A 17403-nucleotide genomic window follows, 5' to 3' on the forward strand; every position below is an offset into this window, starting at 1 on the left:
CCGACCGACCCGCGGCGCTGTCGTGTTCCCGCCTCTGCCTATCGCCTGCCGTTGGCATCGGCGGCGGAGAAGAGTATATTTTTCCGTTCTAATAAAAGGCATCCGTTTGCGGGGAACCGCGAGACGAACACCGATCAGATCTCAGGAGGAGACGATGACGAGTGTCAGATGGATGATGAAGGGGCGTGAGTTCATTCATTGCAATTGCGCCTATGGCTGCCCCTGCCAGTTCAACGCTCTGCCGACCCAAGGCCATTGCAGCGCTGTCGGCGCCTTCGAGATCGAGGAAGGCTATCACGGCGACACGCGGCTCGATGGGCTTCGCGGCGGCCTGATCGCCGCGTGGCCGGGCGCGATCCATGAGGGCAGGGGGCAGGTGGTGCCGATCGTCGACAGCCGCGCATCGGACGAACAGCGCGGCGCGCTGCTGCGCATTATGAGTGGCGAGGATACGGAACCCGGCGCGACCTTCTTCCAGGTCTTCGCAACCACCTTCGAAACCATGCACGATCCGGTCTTTGCCGAGATCGATTTCGAGGTTGATGTTGGCGCCCGAACGGCGCGGCTGAACGTGCCGGGCTGGATCGCCGCACGCGGCGAGCCGATCCTCAATCCCGTGACCGGCGCCGCCCATCAGGCGCGCATCAATCTCCCCCATGGCTTCGAATACGACATTTGCGAAGTCGGGCGCGGATGGGCCGATACGAAAGGGCCGCTGACTTTGGCGCTTGCGGATTCGCATGCCCATTTCGCCCGGATGCATTTGACCGAAAGCGGCGTGATCCACTGACGCCGATGGGAGACACGGCGCTCGAAACCCTGCTTAGACGTGACCGCGTCATCGTCGTGGCGGCGCTGGTCACCCTGACGGCGATCAGCTGGCTCTACATCCTGTGGCTGGCGTCGGCCATGGACATGGCTCGTCCCCCGGCTCCTTCAGCCAGCATGGATATGGGCTCCGGCATGGACATGGATATGCCCATGGACATGCCGGCGGACAAGCCCATGACCATGGGGGCACAGCAGGGCGCCATGGCATCGATGGCGGGCGCGGTTGCCGCTCCCTGGTCCGCCACGACCTTCGCCTATGCCCTCGTCATGTGGGCCGTAATGATGGTCGGCATGATGGTGCCGTCGGCGACGCCGATGATCCTGCTCTATGCCCGTGTCGGCCGCAAGGCCGCCCAACAGGGCAAGCCCTTTGCCGCCACCGGTTTCTTTGCCGCCGGCTATCTGTCGGCCTGGATCCTGTTCGCGCTCGTCGCCGTTCTCGGGCAATGGCTGCTCGATCGCGCCCTGTTGCTCACGCCGGCGCTTGCAAGCGCCAGTGCGGTCCTCAGCGGCATCGTGCTGATTGCTGTCGGCCTGTTCCAGTTCACGCCGCTCAAGGATCGCTGTCTCAGCCAATGCCAGGCGCCGCTGCTTTTCATCCAGTCCCACGGCGGCTTTCGTCGGGAAGCGGGCGGTGCCTTCGGCCTCGGTGTGCGGCACGGGCTCTATTGCGTCGGCTGCTGCTGGGCGCTGATGGCGCTGCTGTTCGTCGGCGGGGTGATGAACGTGCTGTGGATCGCCGCGATCGCCATCTTCGTTCTGGCGGAGAAGGTCGTGCCCGGCGGCAGGATCCTGTCTCGCATCGCTGGGGTAGCGCTCGTTTTGGCCGGGCTGTGGCAGCTCATGGCCCTGCTCTGAAATAGAAGCGCCGCGCAACCGTTTCCGGCGCGCGGCACTGCAGAAGTCGTCGGGCTTGAAGCCTTAGTCGCTCAGCGTATCGAAGAAATCCTTCATCCGGGCAAAGAAGCCGGTCGATTCCGGATTGTTGTCCTTGGAGGAGATCTCCTCGAATTCCTGCAGCAGTTCGCGCTGGCGCTTGGTCAGCTTCTGCGGCGTTTCGATCTGGATCTGGATGTAGAGGTCGCCCGATTGCGCCGAGCGCAGCACCGGCATGCCCTTGCCCTTCAAGCGGAACTGCTTGCCGGCCTGGGTGCCCTCGGGAACCGTGACGCGCGACTTGGTGCCGTCGAGTGTCGTCACGTCGAACTTGCCGCCAAGAGCAGCCGTCGTCATCGAGATCGGCACGCTGCAATAGAGATCGGCGCCGTCGCGCTGGTAGAACTCATGCGGCCTGACCGAAAGGAAGATGTAGAGGTCGCCCGACGGTCCGCCGCGAAGCCCGGCTTCGCCCTCGCCCGAAAGGCGGATGCGCGTGCCGTCCTCGATGCCGGCCGGAATGTTGACCGAGAGGGTGCGCTCTTCGGTGACCCGGCCCTGGCCGTGGCACTTGCCGCAGGGGTCGGTGATCGTCTGACCGCGCCCGCCGCAGGTGGGGCAGGTGCGTTCGATCGAGAAGAAGCCTTGAGCGGCGCGCACGCGGCCGGAGCCGTGGCAGGTGCCGCAGGTCTTGGGGCTGGTGCCCGGCTTGGCGCCGGAGCCGGTGCAGACGTCGCAGGTAATCGAGGTCGGAACGCGGATCTGCGCCGTTTTGCCGCCGAAGGCTTCCTCGAGCGAGATCTCCATGTTGTAGCGAAGATCGGCGCCGCGCTCGCGGCCGCCCGATGAGCGCCGCTGGCGCCCGCCGCCCATCATCTCGCCGAAGATGTCTTCGAAGATGTCGGAGAAACCGCCGGCGCCACCGCCGCCGAATCCGTTGCCCATGCCGCCCTGCTCGAAAGCCGCATGACCGTAGCGGTCATAGGCCGCCCGCTTCTGCGGGTCCTTGAGCATCTCGTAGGCTTCGTTGATTTCCTTGAAGGTCTTCTCCGCTGCCGCGTCGCCGGGGTTCTTGTCCGGATGATACTTCATCGCGAGCTTGCGGAAGGCGCTCTTCAGCTCCTTTTCGTCGGCGTTCTTGGCAACACCAAGCGTTTCGTAGAGATCACGTTTCATTCGTAGAAGATTATCCTGTTGGCAAGCCAGCGCGATGGCTCGGCGGCTGCCCGTTTACCTTGCCACCGATTTAGTAAACCTTGAAGCGCGATACCATAGCCCGAACGGCGGTAGATACGGTTTTTTGTCGGAAAAGGTACGTTTGCGGCAAGTCACAGTGCCGATCGCCGATATTGCAGGCCCTGACGGGCGAGACCGGCAACAAAAAAGCCCGGGCGAACCCGGGCTTTTCCGTCTGTTTGAAGGGCGACTTAGGCCGAACGCTTGCGATCGTCTTCGTCGTTGACTTCTTCGTAGTCGGCATCGACGACATCGCCGTCACGGGCAGCGTCGGCGGCGGCATCCGCATGAGCGGCTTCCGTCTGCTGCGCTTCGTAGATCGCCTGGCCGAGTTTCATGGAAACTTCCATGAGCGTGTTGGTCTTGGCCTTGATGTCTTCGGCGTCCGGCTCGGAGGCTTCGACGGCGGTCTTCAGCGCGGCAATCGCGTCGGAGATCGCCTTGCGGTCCGTTTCCGAAACCTTGTCGCCGTAATCCTTCAGCGACTTCTCGCTGGAGTGGATCAGGCTTTCGGCCTGGTTCTTGGCTTCCACGCCTTCGCGACGCTTCTTGTCGACCTCAGCGTTGGCTTCGGCGTCCTTGACCATCTTTTCGATGTCGGCGTCGGAGAGGCCGCCAGATGCCTGGATGCGGATCTGGTGTTCCTTGCCGGTGCCTTTGTCCTTGGCCGAAACCTGCACGATGCCGTTGGCATCGATGTCGAAGGTCACTTCGATCTGCGGCATGCCGCGCGGTGCCGGCGGAATGCCGACGAGGTCGAACTGGCCGAGCAGCTTGTTGTCTGCAGCCATTTCACGCTCGCCCTGGGAGACGCGGATCGTCACGGCCGACTGGTTGTCGTCGGCGGTCGAGAAGGTCTGCGACTTCTTGGTCGGGATCGTCGTGTTGCGTTCGATCAGGCGGGTGAAGACGCCACCGAGCGTTTCGATGCCGAGCGACAGCGGGGTGACGTCGAGCAGGAGAACGTCCTTGACGTCGCCCTGCAGAACGCCGGCCTGGATGGCGGCGCCCATGGCGACCACTTCATCCGGGTTCACGCCCTTGTGCGGCTCCTTGCCGAACAGCTGCTTGACGGTTTCCTGCACCTTCGGCATGCGGCTCATGCCACCGACGAGAACGACTTCGTCGATCTCGGCAGCCGAGACGCCGGCATCCTTGAGGGCTGCCTTGCACGGCGCGACGGTGCGCTGGATCAGGTCGTCGACAAGCGCTTCGAACTTGGCGCGGGTCAGCTTCATCGTCAGGTGCTTCGGACCGGAAGCGTCAGCCGTGATGAACGGCAGGTTGATTTCGGTCTGCTGCGACGAGGACAGCTCGATCTTGGCCTTTTCAGCGGCTTCCTTCAGGCGCTGAAGAGCGAGCTTGTCGTTCTTCAGGTCGATGCCCTGTTCCTTCTTGAACTCGCCGGCGAGGTACTGGACGAGACGCATGTCGAAGTCTTCGCCACCGAGGAAGGTGTCGCCGTTGGTCGACTTCACTTCGAAGACGCCGTCGCCGATTTCGAGAACCGAGATATCGAAGGTACCACCACCCAAGTCGTAAACGGCGATCGTCTTGCCGTCCTTCTTGTCGAGGCCGTAGGCGAGCGCTGCCGCGGTCGGCTCGTTGATGATGCGCAGAACTTCGAGACCGGCGATCTTGCCGGCATCCTTGGTTGCCTGGCGCTGGGCGTCGTTGAAGTAGGCCGGTACGGTGATGACGGCCTTCTCGACCTTTTCACCGAGGTAGGATTCGGCCGTTTCCTTCATCTTCTGAAGGATCATGGCGGAGATCTGCGACGGGGAGTAATCCGTGCCGTGCGCTTCGACCCAGGCGTCGCCATTGTCGGCCTTGGTAATCTTGTAAGGAACCATGTCCTTGTCTTTTTGCGTGGTCGGGTCCTGGAAGGTCCGGCCGATCAGGCGCTTGATCGCAAAAAGCGTGTTTTCCGGATTGGTGACAGCCTGGCGCTTGGCCGGCTGGCCAACGAGACGCTCGCCGTCTTCGCTGAATGCCACCATCGAGGGGGTCGTGCGCGCACCCTCGGCATTTTCGATCACCTTCGCGTCTTTACCGTCCATGACGGCGACGCAGGAGTTGGTCGTTCCCAGGTCAATACCAATAACTTTAGCCATGTCGTTCTCTCCTTGCAGCGGACTGTCGGAACCCGGTCAGGCATTCGTGAGACAGCCCCTAACGGGATGGTCTTTGGATTTCTTCGCAGCTTAGACTGCGCCGATGCGGCGTATATAAGGACCGGCGTTTCGGACTGCAAGGCATTCTGCGGGGCGTTTGGGGGCAAAAGCAAGCCCGGGATTTGTCTAGCCCGAAATGGGCCATCGGCCGCAGCCTGCCTACAGGCCGGATCCCCTGTCAAATCGAGGTTCACGGGCGGCTCAGCCGCCGGTCAGAATATCGAAAAGCGTGGTGCGGCGCGTGGCCCCGGTCGTCTGGCCGACATCGGCCGGCGGTACCATGCCGCCGTTGCCCTGGTCCGCCGTCTGGCCGCCCCACGGGGCGCCGCCCTGGTCGACCGGACGCTGCCCGACCGCGACTCCGCCATCGACGCCGACGGGTGCTTCCGGGAAGGCTTCCGGGTCCCCGGACATCAGGTCGCCGGGGGGCGGCGCGGTGCCGTCGTCGAAGACCGGCTGCACGCCGGTCGTCCCGAACAGCGGCGAGGGCGAAAGCCCTTCGTGGGCCGCCATCATGAAATCGTGCCAGGCCTTGGCCGGCAGGCCGCCGCCGGTGACCTTCTTCATCGACTTGCCGTCGTCGTTGCCGAACCAGACGCCGGTCGTGAGATTCGAGGTGTAGCCGACGAACAGCGCGTCGCGGAAGGACTGCGTCGTGCCGGTCTTGCCGGCCGCTTCCCAGCCTTTCAGTTGCGCCTTCTTGCCGGTGCCCTTGGTCAGCACCCGCAGCAGCATCTGGTTCATCTCGCTGACGATCGCCGGATCGAGCACACGCGGCGGGTTGTCGTAGGTGTTTTCGTAGAGCACCGTTCCGTCCGCCTTGGAAATGCGGCGGATCACGTGCGGCGTCGCCTTGAAGCCGCCATTCATGAAGGGGGCATAGGCCGACGTCAGTTCGACGAGGCTCACTTCCGACGTCCCGAGCGCGATCGAGGCGTTTGCCTGCATCTCGGAATCGATACCGAGGCGGTGCGCGACCTTGACGACGTTGGAAGGACCGACCTCCATGACCAGCTGGGCTGCGATCGTGTTCAGCGAGTTGGCGAGCGCATCGGCAAGCGTCACCTCGCCGCGATATTTCTGGTCGTAATTCTCCGGCGTCCAGTTGCCGATCCGAACCGGACCGTCATTGCGGATCGACATCGGCGTGCGGCCGATCTCCATGGCCGCGGCATAAACGAAGGGCTTGAAGGCCGAGCCCGGCTGGCGCTTGGCCTTGGAGGCGCGGTCGAACTGGCTCTCGGCATAGTCCTTGCCGCCGACGAGCGCCCGGATGGCGCCGGTGCCGTCGACCGAGACGAGGGCGGCCTGCGAGGCGTCGAGCTTCTTGCCGTCGGCGTCCAGCGTCGCGGCAATCACTTCCTCGGCCTTCTTCTCGAGATTGAGGTCGATCGTCGTGTCGATGACCAGGTCTTCCTTGATCTCGCCGATCATGCCCGGAAGCTGGTCCATTACCATGTCGGCGACATAATGCTCGGCGCCCGACCAGTAGCTCTTGGCCTTGGTCGGCGTCTGCGACATCGCCGTCTTGATCTCGCTGTCGGTGACGAAGCCTTCCTCGCGCATCGCGCCCAGCACGATCTGAGCGCGCTCTTCCGCCGCCTTCGGATCACGCGCCGGCGAGAGCCGCGAAGGGGCCTTGAGCAAGCCCGCGAGCAGGGCGGCCTCGCCGAGGTTCACGTCGCGTGCCGACTTGTTGAAGTAGCGCCGCGAGGCCGCTTCGACGCCATAGGCGTTGGAGCCGAAGAACACCCGGTTGAGATACATCGCCAGGATCTGGTCCTTGGAATATTTCTGCTCGAGCCAGAAGGCGAGCAAGACTTCCTGCACCTTGCGCTCCAGCGTGCGCTCCGGCGACAGGAACAGGTTCTTGGCGAGCTGCTGCGTCAGTGTCGAGCCGCCCTGGACCATGCGGCCCGTAGTGACGTTCGTCAGCATGGCGCGGGCCAGACCTAAGGGGTCGATGCCGAAATGGGAATAGAAGCGCCGGTCCTCGATGGCGATGACTGCCTGCGGGATATAGGGCGACATGTTTTCGAGCGAAAGCGCTTCGCCGCCCGTGGTGCCGCGGTTGGCGATGATGTCGCCGCTGACGGCAAGGATCTTCACGTTCGGCGGGCGATCGGGGATCGACCAGCTTTCGGCGCTCGGCATGCGCGCGCCGTAGTAGAGCACCAGGCCGCCGACGCCCATCGCGCCCCAGATGCCGAGCACGATGCACCAGTAGAACAGTGTGCGGACAAGGCCGACCAAGCCACCGCCACCGGAGCCGCGACGGCCGCCGCCGCGCTTGCCGGCTGGCTTCTTCTTGCCGTTGCTTCTGTTGGTCTGGCCGGAAGATTTGCCGCGTGGCGCCTTGCGGCTCGTGGTCACGCGGTCGCTGGCCTCAACGCGAAAATCGTCGCCGTCATCGTCCTCGTTTCCGCCGAACGAGGGCTCGATCCGCTGTCCTGACCTGCCGCTTGCTGCCATGCCGTTTGATCTATCCCTCACCGCCCAGCGGTGGCCCTTGGCGCTATCTTTGCGGCCAATCGATTTCGACGGCGGTAACGACGTCCCACGCCCATCCGCCACGGCGACCGGGTGAACTTTAAATGCGGCAATTTAAGGGGTGGTTAAGAAAGTCGTTGTGAAAAAGCCTGATGGTTCAAAACCTTGACGGTGAGGCGCGCATGCGCCTCCAGGTCCGAGCCCGTGCTCGCCGGTTCTCACTGGATGGCGTTTCGAAGCGGAGTCTGTTCGACCGATGCCGTGGGGCTCACCGGATAGGGATCGGTGAAATCGTAGAGCCATTGGCTGAAAGGCATCCGCAGCAGCACCCGCTTGCCCAGATGGTTCATGGCCACCTCCTCGCAGTCGGCGGCCGGGTAGGCCCGACGGCCGCACATGCCGAGCGGGCTGTCGATCAGACGGAAACCATGTCCCTGATAAACGAGGGCCGTCATCGCTTTGAGCTTGAGGGAGCCGGGCGGCAGCACCACGAGACGGAGGCTGGCAAGCCAGGTCGCAAGGATCAGGACAACGATGAGGGCGGTCGGAATCTGGAGCAGCAATTTCATTTGAGCGCCTGCAATTACTGAGTGAAAATTTATTCTTGGCTTACACGTAGATGTATGTCGAAAAAGCTGAACAAAAGGAACCTGCCATCAGTAGTTGTGGTTTCTATGAGGTTATCGGTCGCGGTGGTCCTCCGGATGCACCATCCGCGATCCGACGTCAGGGACGATGCTTTTGGCCCTGCCTTTCCTTCACGATTTTGTGCAGTGCAAAATTATGTCTTGAAATTGTTGCGGCGCATAATTATTGTACGACTTATCGAAGCGCCGCACCTCCTCCCGCGGCGCCCGATGCGGATCGGCGGCACTCCTCCTCGCAGCTGCCGATCAAGTTCGAGAGCCCCGTGTACCTCCTCCCACACGGGGCTCTTTTCATTTTGCGCTTATGCCTGCGGCTTTCTGCTCATCGGCGTGACGCCGCCCACCGCCTCCCAAATTTACTGAGGTCAAACGGATCGCCGCTGCCGCGCCGAACGGTGGCTGGCCTATGTCGTTATCGATCCACTCGCGAATCCTGCTATGGCTTCGCCTCATTGTTGTGTTCGGCTGCCCGCACGACAAAGGAGGACTGCCATGAAGCTTCGATCCACCGTCTTTGCCCTCGGCGCATTTGCAGCCTTGAATGGCGAAGCTCTGGCGCAGGACAGCGTCGCCTATGTCGATGACCGGTCCGATGGGGCCGCGCTCGTCCGCTCGCTCTACAACGCCGTCAACCGCAAGGAATATGCCCGCGCCTATGGTTATTTCGGCGAATCGAAACCCGTCGGCGGCTTCAAGGCCTTCACCCGCGGCTATGAGCGCACGGTGTCTGTCGAGATCAAGGTCGGCAAGGTGAAGACGGAGGCCGGGGCGGGCAGCATCTATTCCGCCGTTCCCGTCGCGGTGAAATCGATCGAGAAGCGGGGGCGGGTGCGGTTCTTCGCCGGCTGCTATGTCGCCCGCATCATCAATCCGTCGCTGCAGGTGCCGCCGTTTACACCCTACCAGATCGAAGCGGCGCGCCTGCACGAGGTGAAGGGGCCGCTCGAACAGGCGCTGCCCACTGTTTGCAACGCGCCCTGATATCCGTGATGGACGCGGTCTCTTCGCCTAGGGGAGGTCGCTTCCCTTCGGCGGTTGGCGCTCCGCCACGAAACGCGCCCGCTCGAACACCAGGATCACGATCAGCGCAAGCACGAACGGGATGACGAGGTAAAGCAGCCGGAAGATCGCAAGCGCCGCAAGCACGGCAGCCGGGTCCATTTCCGGCAAGGCGGCGATGAAAATCAGCTCGAGTACGCCAAGCCCGCCGGGCGCATGCGACAGAAGGGCTGCCGAAAAGGACGCAAGGAAGATCCCGAGAATGACGATATAGCCCGGATTTCCCGCTTCCGGCAGGGCGAAATAGATGATCCCGGCGGCGCCGATCAGCTCCACCGGAGCGATCACCAGCTGCCGGAAAACGATCTTCGGCTTCGGGTAGTGCAGCTGGAACCAGCGCGTGCGGAACGACGGCAGCCCGACGAGACTGCCGATGACATAGAGCCCGATGACGATGAGGATGAGCACGCCGGTCGTGAGCGACATTTCGACCGGCAGGAACTCGGCAAAACGCTCGATGATGTCGGGCCGTACCAGAAGCACGACGGCCGATAGAACCAAGGTCCCGAGCGTGAAGGTGAAGGAGCAGAAGGCGACGAGAACGCCGACTTCGCCCGGGGAAAGCCCCTTGGAGCGGTAGGCGCGGTAGCGCACGACCGCGCCGGAGAACACCGAGGCGCCGAGATTGTGCGACAGCGCGTAGGTCGTGAACGAGCAGAGCGTGATGAACCAGAGCGAAATGCGGTGGCCGAGGTGGTCGAGCGCAAGTCGGTCGTAGGCCGCCAGAGCTGCATAGGCGAGGAGCGTCGAGCCGATCGCCAGAAGCCAACTCCTCAGCGAAATAGCATTGAAGCTTGCGAGAAACTCGTCGAACGACAGGCCGCGCAACTCATGATAGAGCGCGTTCACCGAAAACAGGATCGCCAGAAGGCCGACAACGGGCCAGAAATAGGTCTGCAGCCGCTTCATGCCGGTGCCGCGATGGATGCGAGGGCGTGGCGGGGTTGTTTCAAGGACACTTCCGTTGCAGCGGCCGGAGGGTTTCTCCGAGCGGAGACGTTCAGTTTTCTGAGCCGCTTTGTCATAACGTCACGCCCGCAGCGCGACGCTTCGGTCCTTACCCTTGCCAACGATCCGATTTCCCTTTGTGATTTGTTTCACAAAAAGGAAGCACCTGAGACCCCGGAGGTCAAGGATTGACGGCCCGCCGACAACGGAGAAACCGCCGGGAAACAGTGAAGGGGAAACGGTAAAGCGTGGACATCCCATCGATCAGGCAGCGATGCATGCGCGTCGATGGAGCGCTTGCGCGCGAGGGCTGCATCATCTCCAGCCACGCAACCAAAACGAAGAAGCCGTGGCGGAGAGCTCCGCCACGGCTTCCGGGGTCAAGTGGCTCGGGCGGGATGCGCGCAGAAAATCGCGCCCCGTCCCGCACCGATCATCAGGCGGCGAGCGCGTCGAGGATACGGATCCAGGAGCGGATGCCCTTGTGATAGGACTGCAGCTCGTACTTCTCGTTCGGCGAATGGATGCGGTCGTCGGAAAGACCGAAGCCGACGAGCAGCGATTCCATGCCGAGCATCTTCTGGAAGTCGCCGACGATCGGGATCGAGCCGCCCATGCCGATGATGACGGCCGGCTTCGGCCACTCGTCGGACAGGGCCACCTTCGCCGTGTTGAGCAGCGGCGATTCGTATGGAAGATGGATCGCTGGCGAACCGCCATGGGCATGGAACTCGACCGAGCAGTCGGCCGGAACCTTGGAGCGCACATAGGCGCGGAAGGCTTCGCGGATCTTTTCCGGGTTCTGGTTGCCGACCAGGCGGAAGGAGACCTTGGCTGAGGCCTCGGCCGCAATCACCGTCTTGAAGCCTTCGCCGGTATAGCCGCCGGTGATGCCGTTGACTTCCGCGGTCGGCCGCGCCCAGGTCAGTTCCAGCACCGAGCGGTTCTTTTCACCCGACGGGATCGAAAGGCCGATTTCGCCGAGGAACTTCTCTGCCGTCTGGCCGAGCGTTTCCCAGGCCGCCTTGATCTGGGCCGGGGTCTCTTCGACGCCGTCGTAGAAGCCTGGCAGCGTCACGCGGCTGTTTTCGTCATGAAGGCCGGCGAGAATGGTGGTGAGGATGCGGATCGGGTTGGCGGCAGCACCACCGAAATAACCGGAATGCAGGTCGCGGTCGGCAGCCCGGACGATGACTTCTTCGCCGACGAGGCCGCGCAGGCCAGCGGAGATCGCCGGCGTATCGCGGTCCCACATGCTGGTGTCGCAGACCAGCGCATAGTCGGCCTTGAGTTCGGCGGCATTGGCTTCGAGGAAGGGCTTCAGCGACGGCGAGCCGGATTCCTCTTCGCCTTCGAACAGGATCGTGACGCGGCAGGGCAGGGCGCCATGCACGTCCTTGTAGGCGCGCACCGCCTCGACGAAGGTCAGGAGCTGGCCCTTGTCGTCAGCCGTGCCACGGCCGGTGATCACCTTGCGGCCGGGTTCGATTTCCTTGATGCCGGGCTCGAACGGATCCGTGTCCCAGAGGTTCAGCGGATCGACCGGCTGAACGTCATAGTGGCCATAGAACAGCACATGCGGCGCATCGGGCTTGGCACCGTCATGGTGGGCGACGACCATCGGATGGCCGGGGGTGTCGCGCACCGATGCGGTGAAGCCGAGGCTGTTGAGTTCGGCCACCAGCCATTCGGCCGCCTTGCGGCATTCCGCCTTGAAGGCCGGGTCGGTCGAGATCGACTTGATCCGAACGAGGTCGAACAGCCGGTCGAGGCTCCTTGGCAGGTTGGCGTCTGCGCGTTCGAGAACGGGGGTGATGTCAGCCATCATGCATATCCTTGCTTCAAGTTTCGCCGGAACCTACTGCATGTGCCGCCAAAGCGAAATCGATTTGAGCGATTTTGGGCAGAGGTCTCAGGTGACGGTGAACGGAGAGCCTGGCGCGTCGGCAAGGTGAGCGCCGGGGCGCCCGGATCGACGCGTCTGCCCCTGCTTTAGAACGGGCGAACGCCCGCTTTAAGCCAAATTTTTTGATGGAATGATCATAAGGGGGTGGTGCGTCAGGCGCGACTGTCGCTGCGTGCCACGTTGGCGAGCGCCATGCGCATATATTCGAGCATCAGTTCGCGTTCGAAATTCCTGAGGCCGGCAAGCAGCGACTGGTCGGCGGCAAGCGCTGCCTCCTTGGCGGCCGCCTCCATCTCCTTTGCCTTTTCGGTGAGGTAGATCTGCTGCGAGCGCTTGTCCTGCGGATGCTTGCGGCGGAGGATGAGCCCGTCGCGCTCCATGCGCGAGAGCGTGTTTGCCATCGTCGCCTGTTCGATGTCGAGGCGATCGAGCAGTTGTTTCTGCGTCAGGCCTTCCTCGGCCCAAAGCTCGAGCAGGATGGGAAACTGACCGGGCGCGAAACCAAGCTTCTGGCCGCGCTCGTGAAGCGCGCGCGAAAAGCTCTTGGCCAGCAGGCTGGCCAGGTAGGTCGCAGATTCCATACGATTGAAGGCCATGCCTATCGGTACGCCCGAACCGCCATGAAGACAAGTTACAATGCAGGCGATGGACCTTGAGACCGTCGGGTCTCACCGGGATTTGAGCGGAGGTGATCAGACGGCAGAAACAAAAAACCGTCACGGTGCGGAGGCGGCGCCGTGACGGTCTTTTGAAAACGGGACAAAGGCCCGGAGAGGGGGATAAGGCCTTTGTCCTCATCTGGTGCGGGCGGGGGACAGGCCAATCACCAGAAGACGGCATCACTCGGTGCCGTTGAGTAAGATTTGAGGATTCAAATGTGGCTTTTCAAGGATACCGGGGCTGAATCGGACATTACAAATATGTAACGTTTGCGTGAAGCCGAACGGGCGCTTGCGAAGCCTTTTGGCGCTCGATCCCAAGGCGAAGTCAGCCCCCGTTTTCGCAATCCGCGGTGGCGATCGCGGCCACCGCGACCGGTGGAGAATGTAGTGTCTGGCGGGAAAACCGCAATGGACCTTTGGCTTGCCCCGCGCTATCCATTTGCCCATGAAAAACGGTGATCATCTCTTCCTCGTCGACGGCTCCGGATTCATCTTCCGGGCGTTCCACGCCATCCCGCCGCTCAACCGCAAATCCGATGGCCTTCCGGTCAACGCGGTATCGGGTTTCTGCAACATGTTGTGGAAGCTGCTCACTGATGCGCGCGACACGTCGGTCGGCGTCACGCCGACCCATTTCGCGGTCATCTTCGACTATTCGTCGAAGACCTTCCGCAACGCGCTCTACGATCAGTACAAGGCGAACCGCACGGCGCCGCCGGAAGATCTGATCCCGCAGTTCGGGCTGATCCGTCACGCGACCCGCGCCTTCAACCTGCCCTGCATCGAGAAGGAAGGCTATGAGGCCGACGACCTGATCGCCACCTACGCCCGGCTTGCAGAAGCCGCCGGCGCCGGCGTCACCATCGTCTCGTCCGACAAGGACCTGATGCAGCTCGTGACCTCGAACGTGTCGATGTACGACAGTATGAAGGACAAGCAGATCTCGATCCCGGAAGTGATCGAGAAATGGGGCGTGCCGCCGGAAAAGATGATCGACCTGCAGGCGATGACCGGTGACTCCACCGACAACGTCCCCGGCATTCCCGGCATTGGCCCGAAGACGGCGGCACAGCTGCTCGAGGAGTACGGCGATCTCGAAACGCTGCTGGCCCGCGCCGGCGAGATCAAGCAGGCCAAGCGCCGCGAGAACATCATCGCCAATGCCGATCTCGCTCGTCTGTCGCGCCAGCTCGTCGAACTCAAGACCGACACGCCGCTCGACGTTCCGCTCGAAGAGCTGAGCCTCGAGCCGCAGAACGGTCCGAAGCTGATCGCCTTCCTGAAGGCGATGGAATTCACAACGCTGACGCGTCGCGTCGCCGCCGCGACCGGTACGGACGCCGATGCCGTTGAAGCAGCCTTGGTGCCGGTAGAATGGGGCGCCGAGGCGCGCGGCCCTGATCTCGACAAGGGAGATGGGGCGGAAAAGGTCAGCGAGGGCTCCTCCACCGCGGCTGCCGCCCGTGGCGAGGCCGCGCAAGCCGCCGCCGTCCTGTCGCGTGCCGGCGAAGCGAATGGCGCGGACGCGACGCCCGAGGCGCTCGCTGCGGCACGCGCTGAAATCTTCGCCAAGGCGCCGATGGATCAGAGCGCCTATGTGACGATCCGCGACATCGCCACTCTCGACCGGTGGATATCGGACGCGCGCGAAGCCGGTGTCGTCGGCTTCGACACGGAAACGACCTCGCTCGATGCAATGCAGGCCGACCTCGTCGGCTTCTCGCTGGCGATCGCCGACCATAAGGCCGACCCGACCGGCGCCTCGATCCGGGCGGCCTATGTGCCGCTGATCCACAAGACCGGCGTCGGCGACTTGCTCGGCGGCGGGCTCGCCGAAAACCAGATCCCGGTCGCAGAAGCCTTGAGCCGGCTGAAGCGCCTGCTTGAGGACCCTTCGGTCCTCAAGGTCGCCCAGAACCTGAAATACGATTACCTCGTGATGAAGCGGCACGGCATCACCGTCGAAAGCTTCGACGACACGATGCTGATGTCCTACGTCGTCGATGCCGGCAACGGCACCCATGGCATGGACTCGCTGTCTGAGCGCTGGCTGAACCACAAGCCGATCGCCTACAAGGACATCACCGGAACCGGCAAATCCTCGGTGACCTTCGACTTCGTCGATATCGACCGGGCAACCGCCTACGCGGCTGAGGATGCGGACGTCACGCTCAGGCTCTGGCATATCCTGAAGGCCCGATTGGCCGCCAAGGGGCTGATGCGCGTCTATGAGCGGCTGGAGCGGCCCCTGGTTGCCGTTCTGGCACGCATGGAAGACCGCGGCATCACCGTCGACCGCCAGATCCTCTCGCGGCTTTCGGGCGAGCTCGCCCAGGGCGCAGCCGGGCTCGAGGACGAGATCTACAAGCTCGCTGGCGAAACCTTCACCATCGGTTCGCCGAAGCAGCTCGGCGATATCCTCTTCGGCAAGATGGGCTTTGCCGGCGGCTCGAAGACCAAGACCGGGCAATGGTCGACCTCGGCACAGGTTCTGGAAGACCTGGCAGCCGAAGGCCACGAACTGCCGCGCAAGATCGTCGACTGGCGACAGCTGACCAAGCTCAAGTCCACCTATACCGATGCGCTTCCGGGCTTCGTCCATCCGGAGACGAAGCGCGTGCATACGTCCTACGCGCTCGCAGCCACGACCACCGGCCGCCTGTCGTCGTCCGATCCGAACCTGCAGAACATTCCGGTGCGCACCGCCGAAGGCCGCAAGATCCGCACCGCCTTCATCGCAACGCCCGGCCACAAGCTCGTCTCGGCCGACTACAGCCAGATCGAACTGCGCGTGCTTGCCCATGTTGCGGACATTCCGCAGCTTCGCCAGGCCTTTGCCGATGGCGTCGACATTCATGCGATGACCGCATCGGAAATGTTCGGCGTTCCGGTCGAGGGCATGCCGAGCGAAATCCGCCGGCGCGCCAAGGCGATTAACTTCGGTATCATCTACGGCATCTCCGCCTTCGGCCTTGCCAACCAGCTGTCGATCGAGCGCTCCGAAGCCAGCGACTACATCAAGCGCTATTTCGAGCGTTTCCCCGGCATCCGCGACTACATGGAGGGCACCAAGGTGTTTGCCCGCGAGCACGGCTACGTCGAGACGATCTTCGGTCGCCGCGCCCACTATCCGGACATCCGCTCGTCGATCCCGTCGCACCGTGCCTTCAACGAGCGCGCCGCGATCAATGCGCCGATCCAGGGCTCGGCCGCCGACATCATCCGCCGCGCCATGGTGAAGATGGAGCCGGCGCTGGCCGAGGCGAAGCTTTCGGCCCGCATGCTGCTGCAGGTGCACGACGAACTGATCTTCGAGGTCGAGGACGCCGAGGTCGAAAACACCATTCCGGTCGTCGTCTCGGTGATGGAGAACGCCGCCATGCCGGCGCTCGACATGAAGGTGCCGTTGAAGGTCGATGCGCGCGCGGCGACCAACTGGGACGAGGCGCACTGATCTAGTCGGTGCACACCGGGTTTTTGATGGAAACCTCTCAGAAAACCTCAAAAGCCGGATGCGACGAATCTTGCAGCGCCCGGGGGCATTCCATGCTCCCGGGCGCCTTTCCATCAGGATGATAGAAAGCGTCAGCCGTCGCAGCCGGAACGATTGCCGGCGCGTTCAACTCCTCATAGGCAGCCTTTGGGAAGGGGCTCGAGCCTCATCCGAAACGGCTGCAATCGGAGGAGATCATGGCGCCGAAGACCTTCATTCTTGTCCTGTCCTGCGACGACAAACCCGGCATTGTCGCCGCCGTCACCACGGAGCTTGCCGCCCTTGGCGCAAACATCGCCGAGAGCAACCAGTTCTGGGATACCAAGACCAACAGCTTCTTCATGCGCATCGCCTTCCAGGTTGCAGCGAGCGTTCAGGCTGGTGATGTCGAGCGGGCGCTTCGCCCGGCGGTCGAGCGTTTCCAGATGCGGACCACGCTTACGGATGCTGCGGTCAAGCCGAAGATCCTGGTCCTCGTCTCCAAGTTCGACCATGCGCTCCTGCACCTGCTTTACCAGATCCGTGTCGGCTGGTTGAACGCGGAGGTCGTCGCCATCGTCTCCAACCACGAAGACAGCCGGCGTACGGCCGAAGCCGAAGGGCTCGCCTATCACTGTTGGTCGGTATCGAAGGACAACAAGGCCGAGCAGGAGGAAAGGCTTCTGCGACTGGTCCAGGAGACCGGCGCCGATCTCGTCATCCTTGCCCGCTACATGCAGGTGTTTTCCGACAATCTGTCGAAGCGCCTCTACGGCAAGGCGATCAACATCCACCATTCGTTCCTGCCGAGCTTCAAGGGCGCCAAGCCCTATCATCAGGCGCATGAGCGTGGCGTGAAGCTGATCGGGGCGACGGCGCACTACGTCACGCCGGACCTCGACGAAGGCCCGATCATCGAACAGGAAACCGAACGCGTCAGCCATGCCTTGACGGCGGAAGATTTCGTCGCCACCGGCCGCGACATCGAAAGCCGGGTGCTGGCGCGCGCCGTCAAGCTGCACCTGGAGCGGCGCGTCATGCTCAACGGTCACAAGACGGTCGTGTTCAGCTAGAGGGTTCTGGAAGGCGCTTCATGTAGCCG

Annotated in this window: 12 protein-coding genes; 5 read left to right on the forward strand and 7 right to left on the reverse strand. The window is 62.9% G+C overall.

The genetic code is table 11. The annotated features are described in order from the left end of the window. Positions 1-154: 154 nt before the first annotated feature. Together FA04_RS18425 and FA04_RS18430 are read left to right on the forward strand one after the other, a co-directional pair. Positions 155-790 carry a DUF1326 domain-containing protein gene (locus FA04_RS18425; RefSeq protein ID WP_034804927.1) on the forward strand — a complete coding sequence of 212 codons (636 nt, stop codon included), beginning with the start codon at positions 155-157 and terminating at the stop codon, positions 788-790. Positions 791-795: 5 nt separating this feature from the next. Next, the gene (locus FA04_RS18430) at positions 796-1689 is read left to right on the forward strand and encodes a DUF2182 domain-containing protein (RefSeq protein WP_090426699.1); all 894 of its coding nucleotides are present in this window, start codon (positions 796-798) and stop codon (positions 1687-1689) included. 63 nt (positions 1690-1752) lie between these two features. Here FA04_RS18430 and dnaJ read toward each other — a convergent pair whose 3' ends face one another. The 4 genes from dnaJ to FA04_RS18450 all read right to left on the reverse strand — a co-directional run bounded on the left by dnaJ (position 1753) and on the right by FA04_RS18450 (position 8176). Beyond that, positions 1753-2883 (reverse strand): molecular chaperone DnaJ, encoded by a 1131-nt coding sequence (gene dnaJ / locus FA04_RS18435; protein ID WP_034804924.1) that lies wholly within the window; start codon positions 2881-2883, stop codon positions 1753-1755. Positions 2884-3134: 251 nt separating this feature from the next. Beyond that, positions 3135-5057, reverse strand: coding sequence for a molecular chaperone DnaK (gene dnaK, locus FA04_RS18440; RefSeq protein WP_034804922.1), 1923 nt, complete (start codon positions 5055-5057; stop codon positions 3135-3137). 261 nt (positions 5058-5318) lie between these two features. Next, the gene (locus tag FA04_RS18445) at positions 5319-7589 is read right to left on the reverse strand and encodes a transglycosylase domain-containing protein (RefSeq protein ID WP_034804919.1); all 2271 of its coding nucleotides are present in this window, start codon (positions 7587-7589) and stop codon (positions 5319-5321) included. Between the two features lie 236 nt (positions 7590-7825). Beyond that, positions 7826-8176, reverse strand: a complete 351-nt coding sequence (locus FA04_RS18450; RefSeq protein WP_034804916.1) for a hypothetical protein — start codon at positions 8174-8176, stop codon at positions 7826-7828. 570 nt (positions 8177-8746) lie between these two features. On the opposite strand from FA04_RS18450, the gene FA04_RS18455 reads away from it, so the two are divergent. After that, positions 8747-9235, forward strand: a complete 489-nt coding sequence (locus FA04_RS18455; protein WP_034804913.1) for a hypothetical protein — start codon at positions 8747-8749, stop codon at positions 9233-9235. A gap of 27 nt (positions 9236-9262) precedes the next feature. On the opposite strand, the gene FA04_RS18460 is transcribed toward FA04_RS18455, so the two are convergent. The 3 genes from FA04_RS18460 to FA04_RS18470 form a co-directional block, all read right to left on the reverse strand. Beyond that, a complete protein-coding gene (locus FA04_RS18460; protein WP_034804910.1) occupies positions 9263-10222 on the reverse strand; it encodes a lysylphosphatidylglycerol synthase transmembrane domain-containing protein in 960 nt (319 codons plus the stop codon). A gap of 475 nt (positions 10223-10697) precedes the next feature. Continuing rightward, positions 10698-12089: a M20/M25/M40 family metallo-hydrolase gene (locus FA04_RS18465; RefSeq protein WP_089043078.1), complete on the reverse strand. Its 1392-nt coding sequence runs from the start codon at positions 12087-12089 to the stop codon at positions 10698-10700. A gap of 230 nt (positions 12090-12319) precedes the next feature. Further along, the gene (locus FA04_RS18470) at positions 12320-12763 is read right to left on the reverse strand and encodes a MarR family winged helix-turn-helix transcriptional regulator (protein ID WP_034804907.1); all 444 of its coding nucleotides are present in this window, start codon (positions 12761-12763) and stop codon (positions 12320-12322) included. A 511-nt stretch (positions 12764-13274) separates the two neighbouring features. Here FA04_RS18470 and polA point away from each other — a divergent pair. Further along, the gene (polA, locus tag FA04_RS18475) at positions 13275-16283 is read left to right on the forward strand and encodes a DNA polymerase I (RefSeq protein WP_034805279.1); all 3009 of its coding nucleotides are present in this window, start codon (positions 13275-13277) and stop codon (positions 16281-16283) included. Between the two features lie 236 nt (positions 16284-16519). Then, positions 16520-17374, forward strand: coding sequence for a formyltetrahydrofolate deformylase (gene purU / locus FA04_RS18480; protein WP_051659688.1), 855 nt, complete (start codon positions 16520-16522; stop codon positions 17372-17374). The last annotated feature ends 29 nt before the right edge of the window (positions 17375-17403 follow it).

The organism is Ensifer adhaerens (assembly GCF_000697965.2).
In the GTDB taxonomy this organism is placed as follows: Bacteria; Pseudomonadota; Alphaproteobacteria; order Rhizobiales; family Rhizobiaceae; genus Ensifer; species Ensifer adhaerens.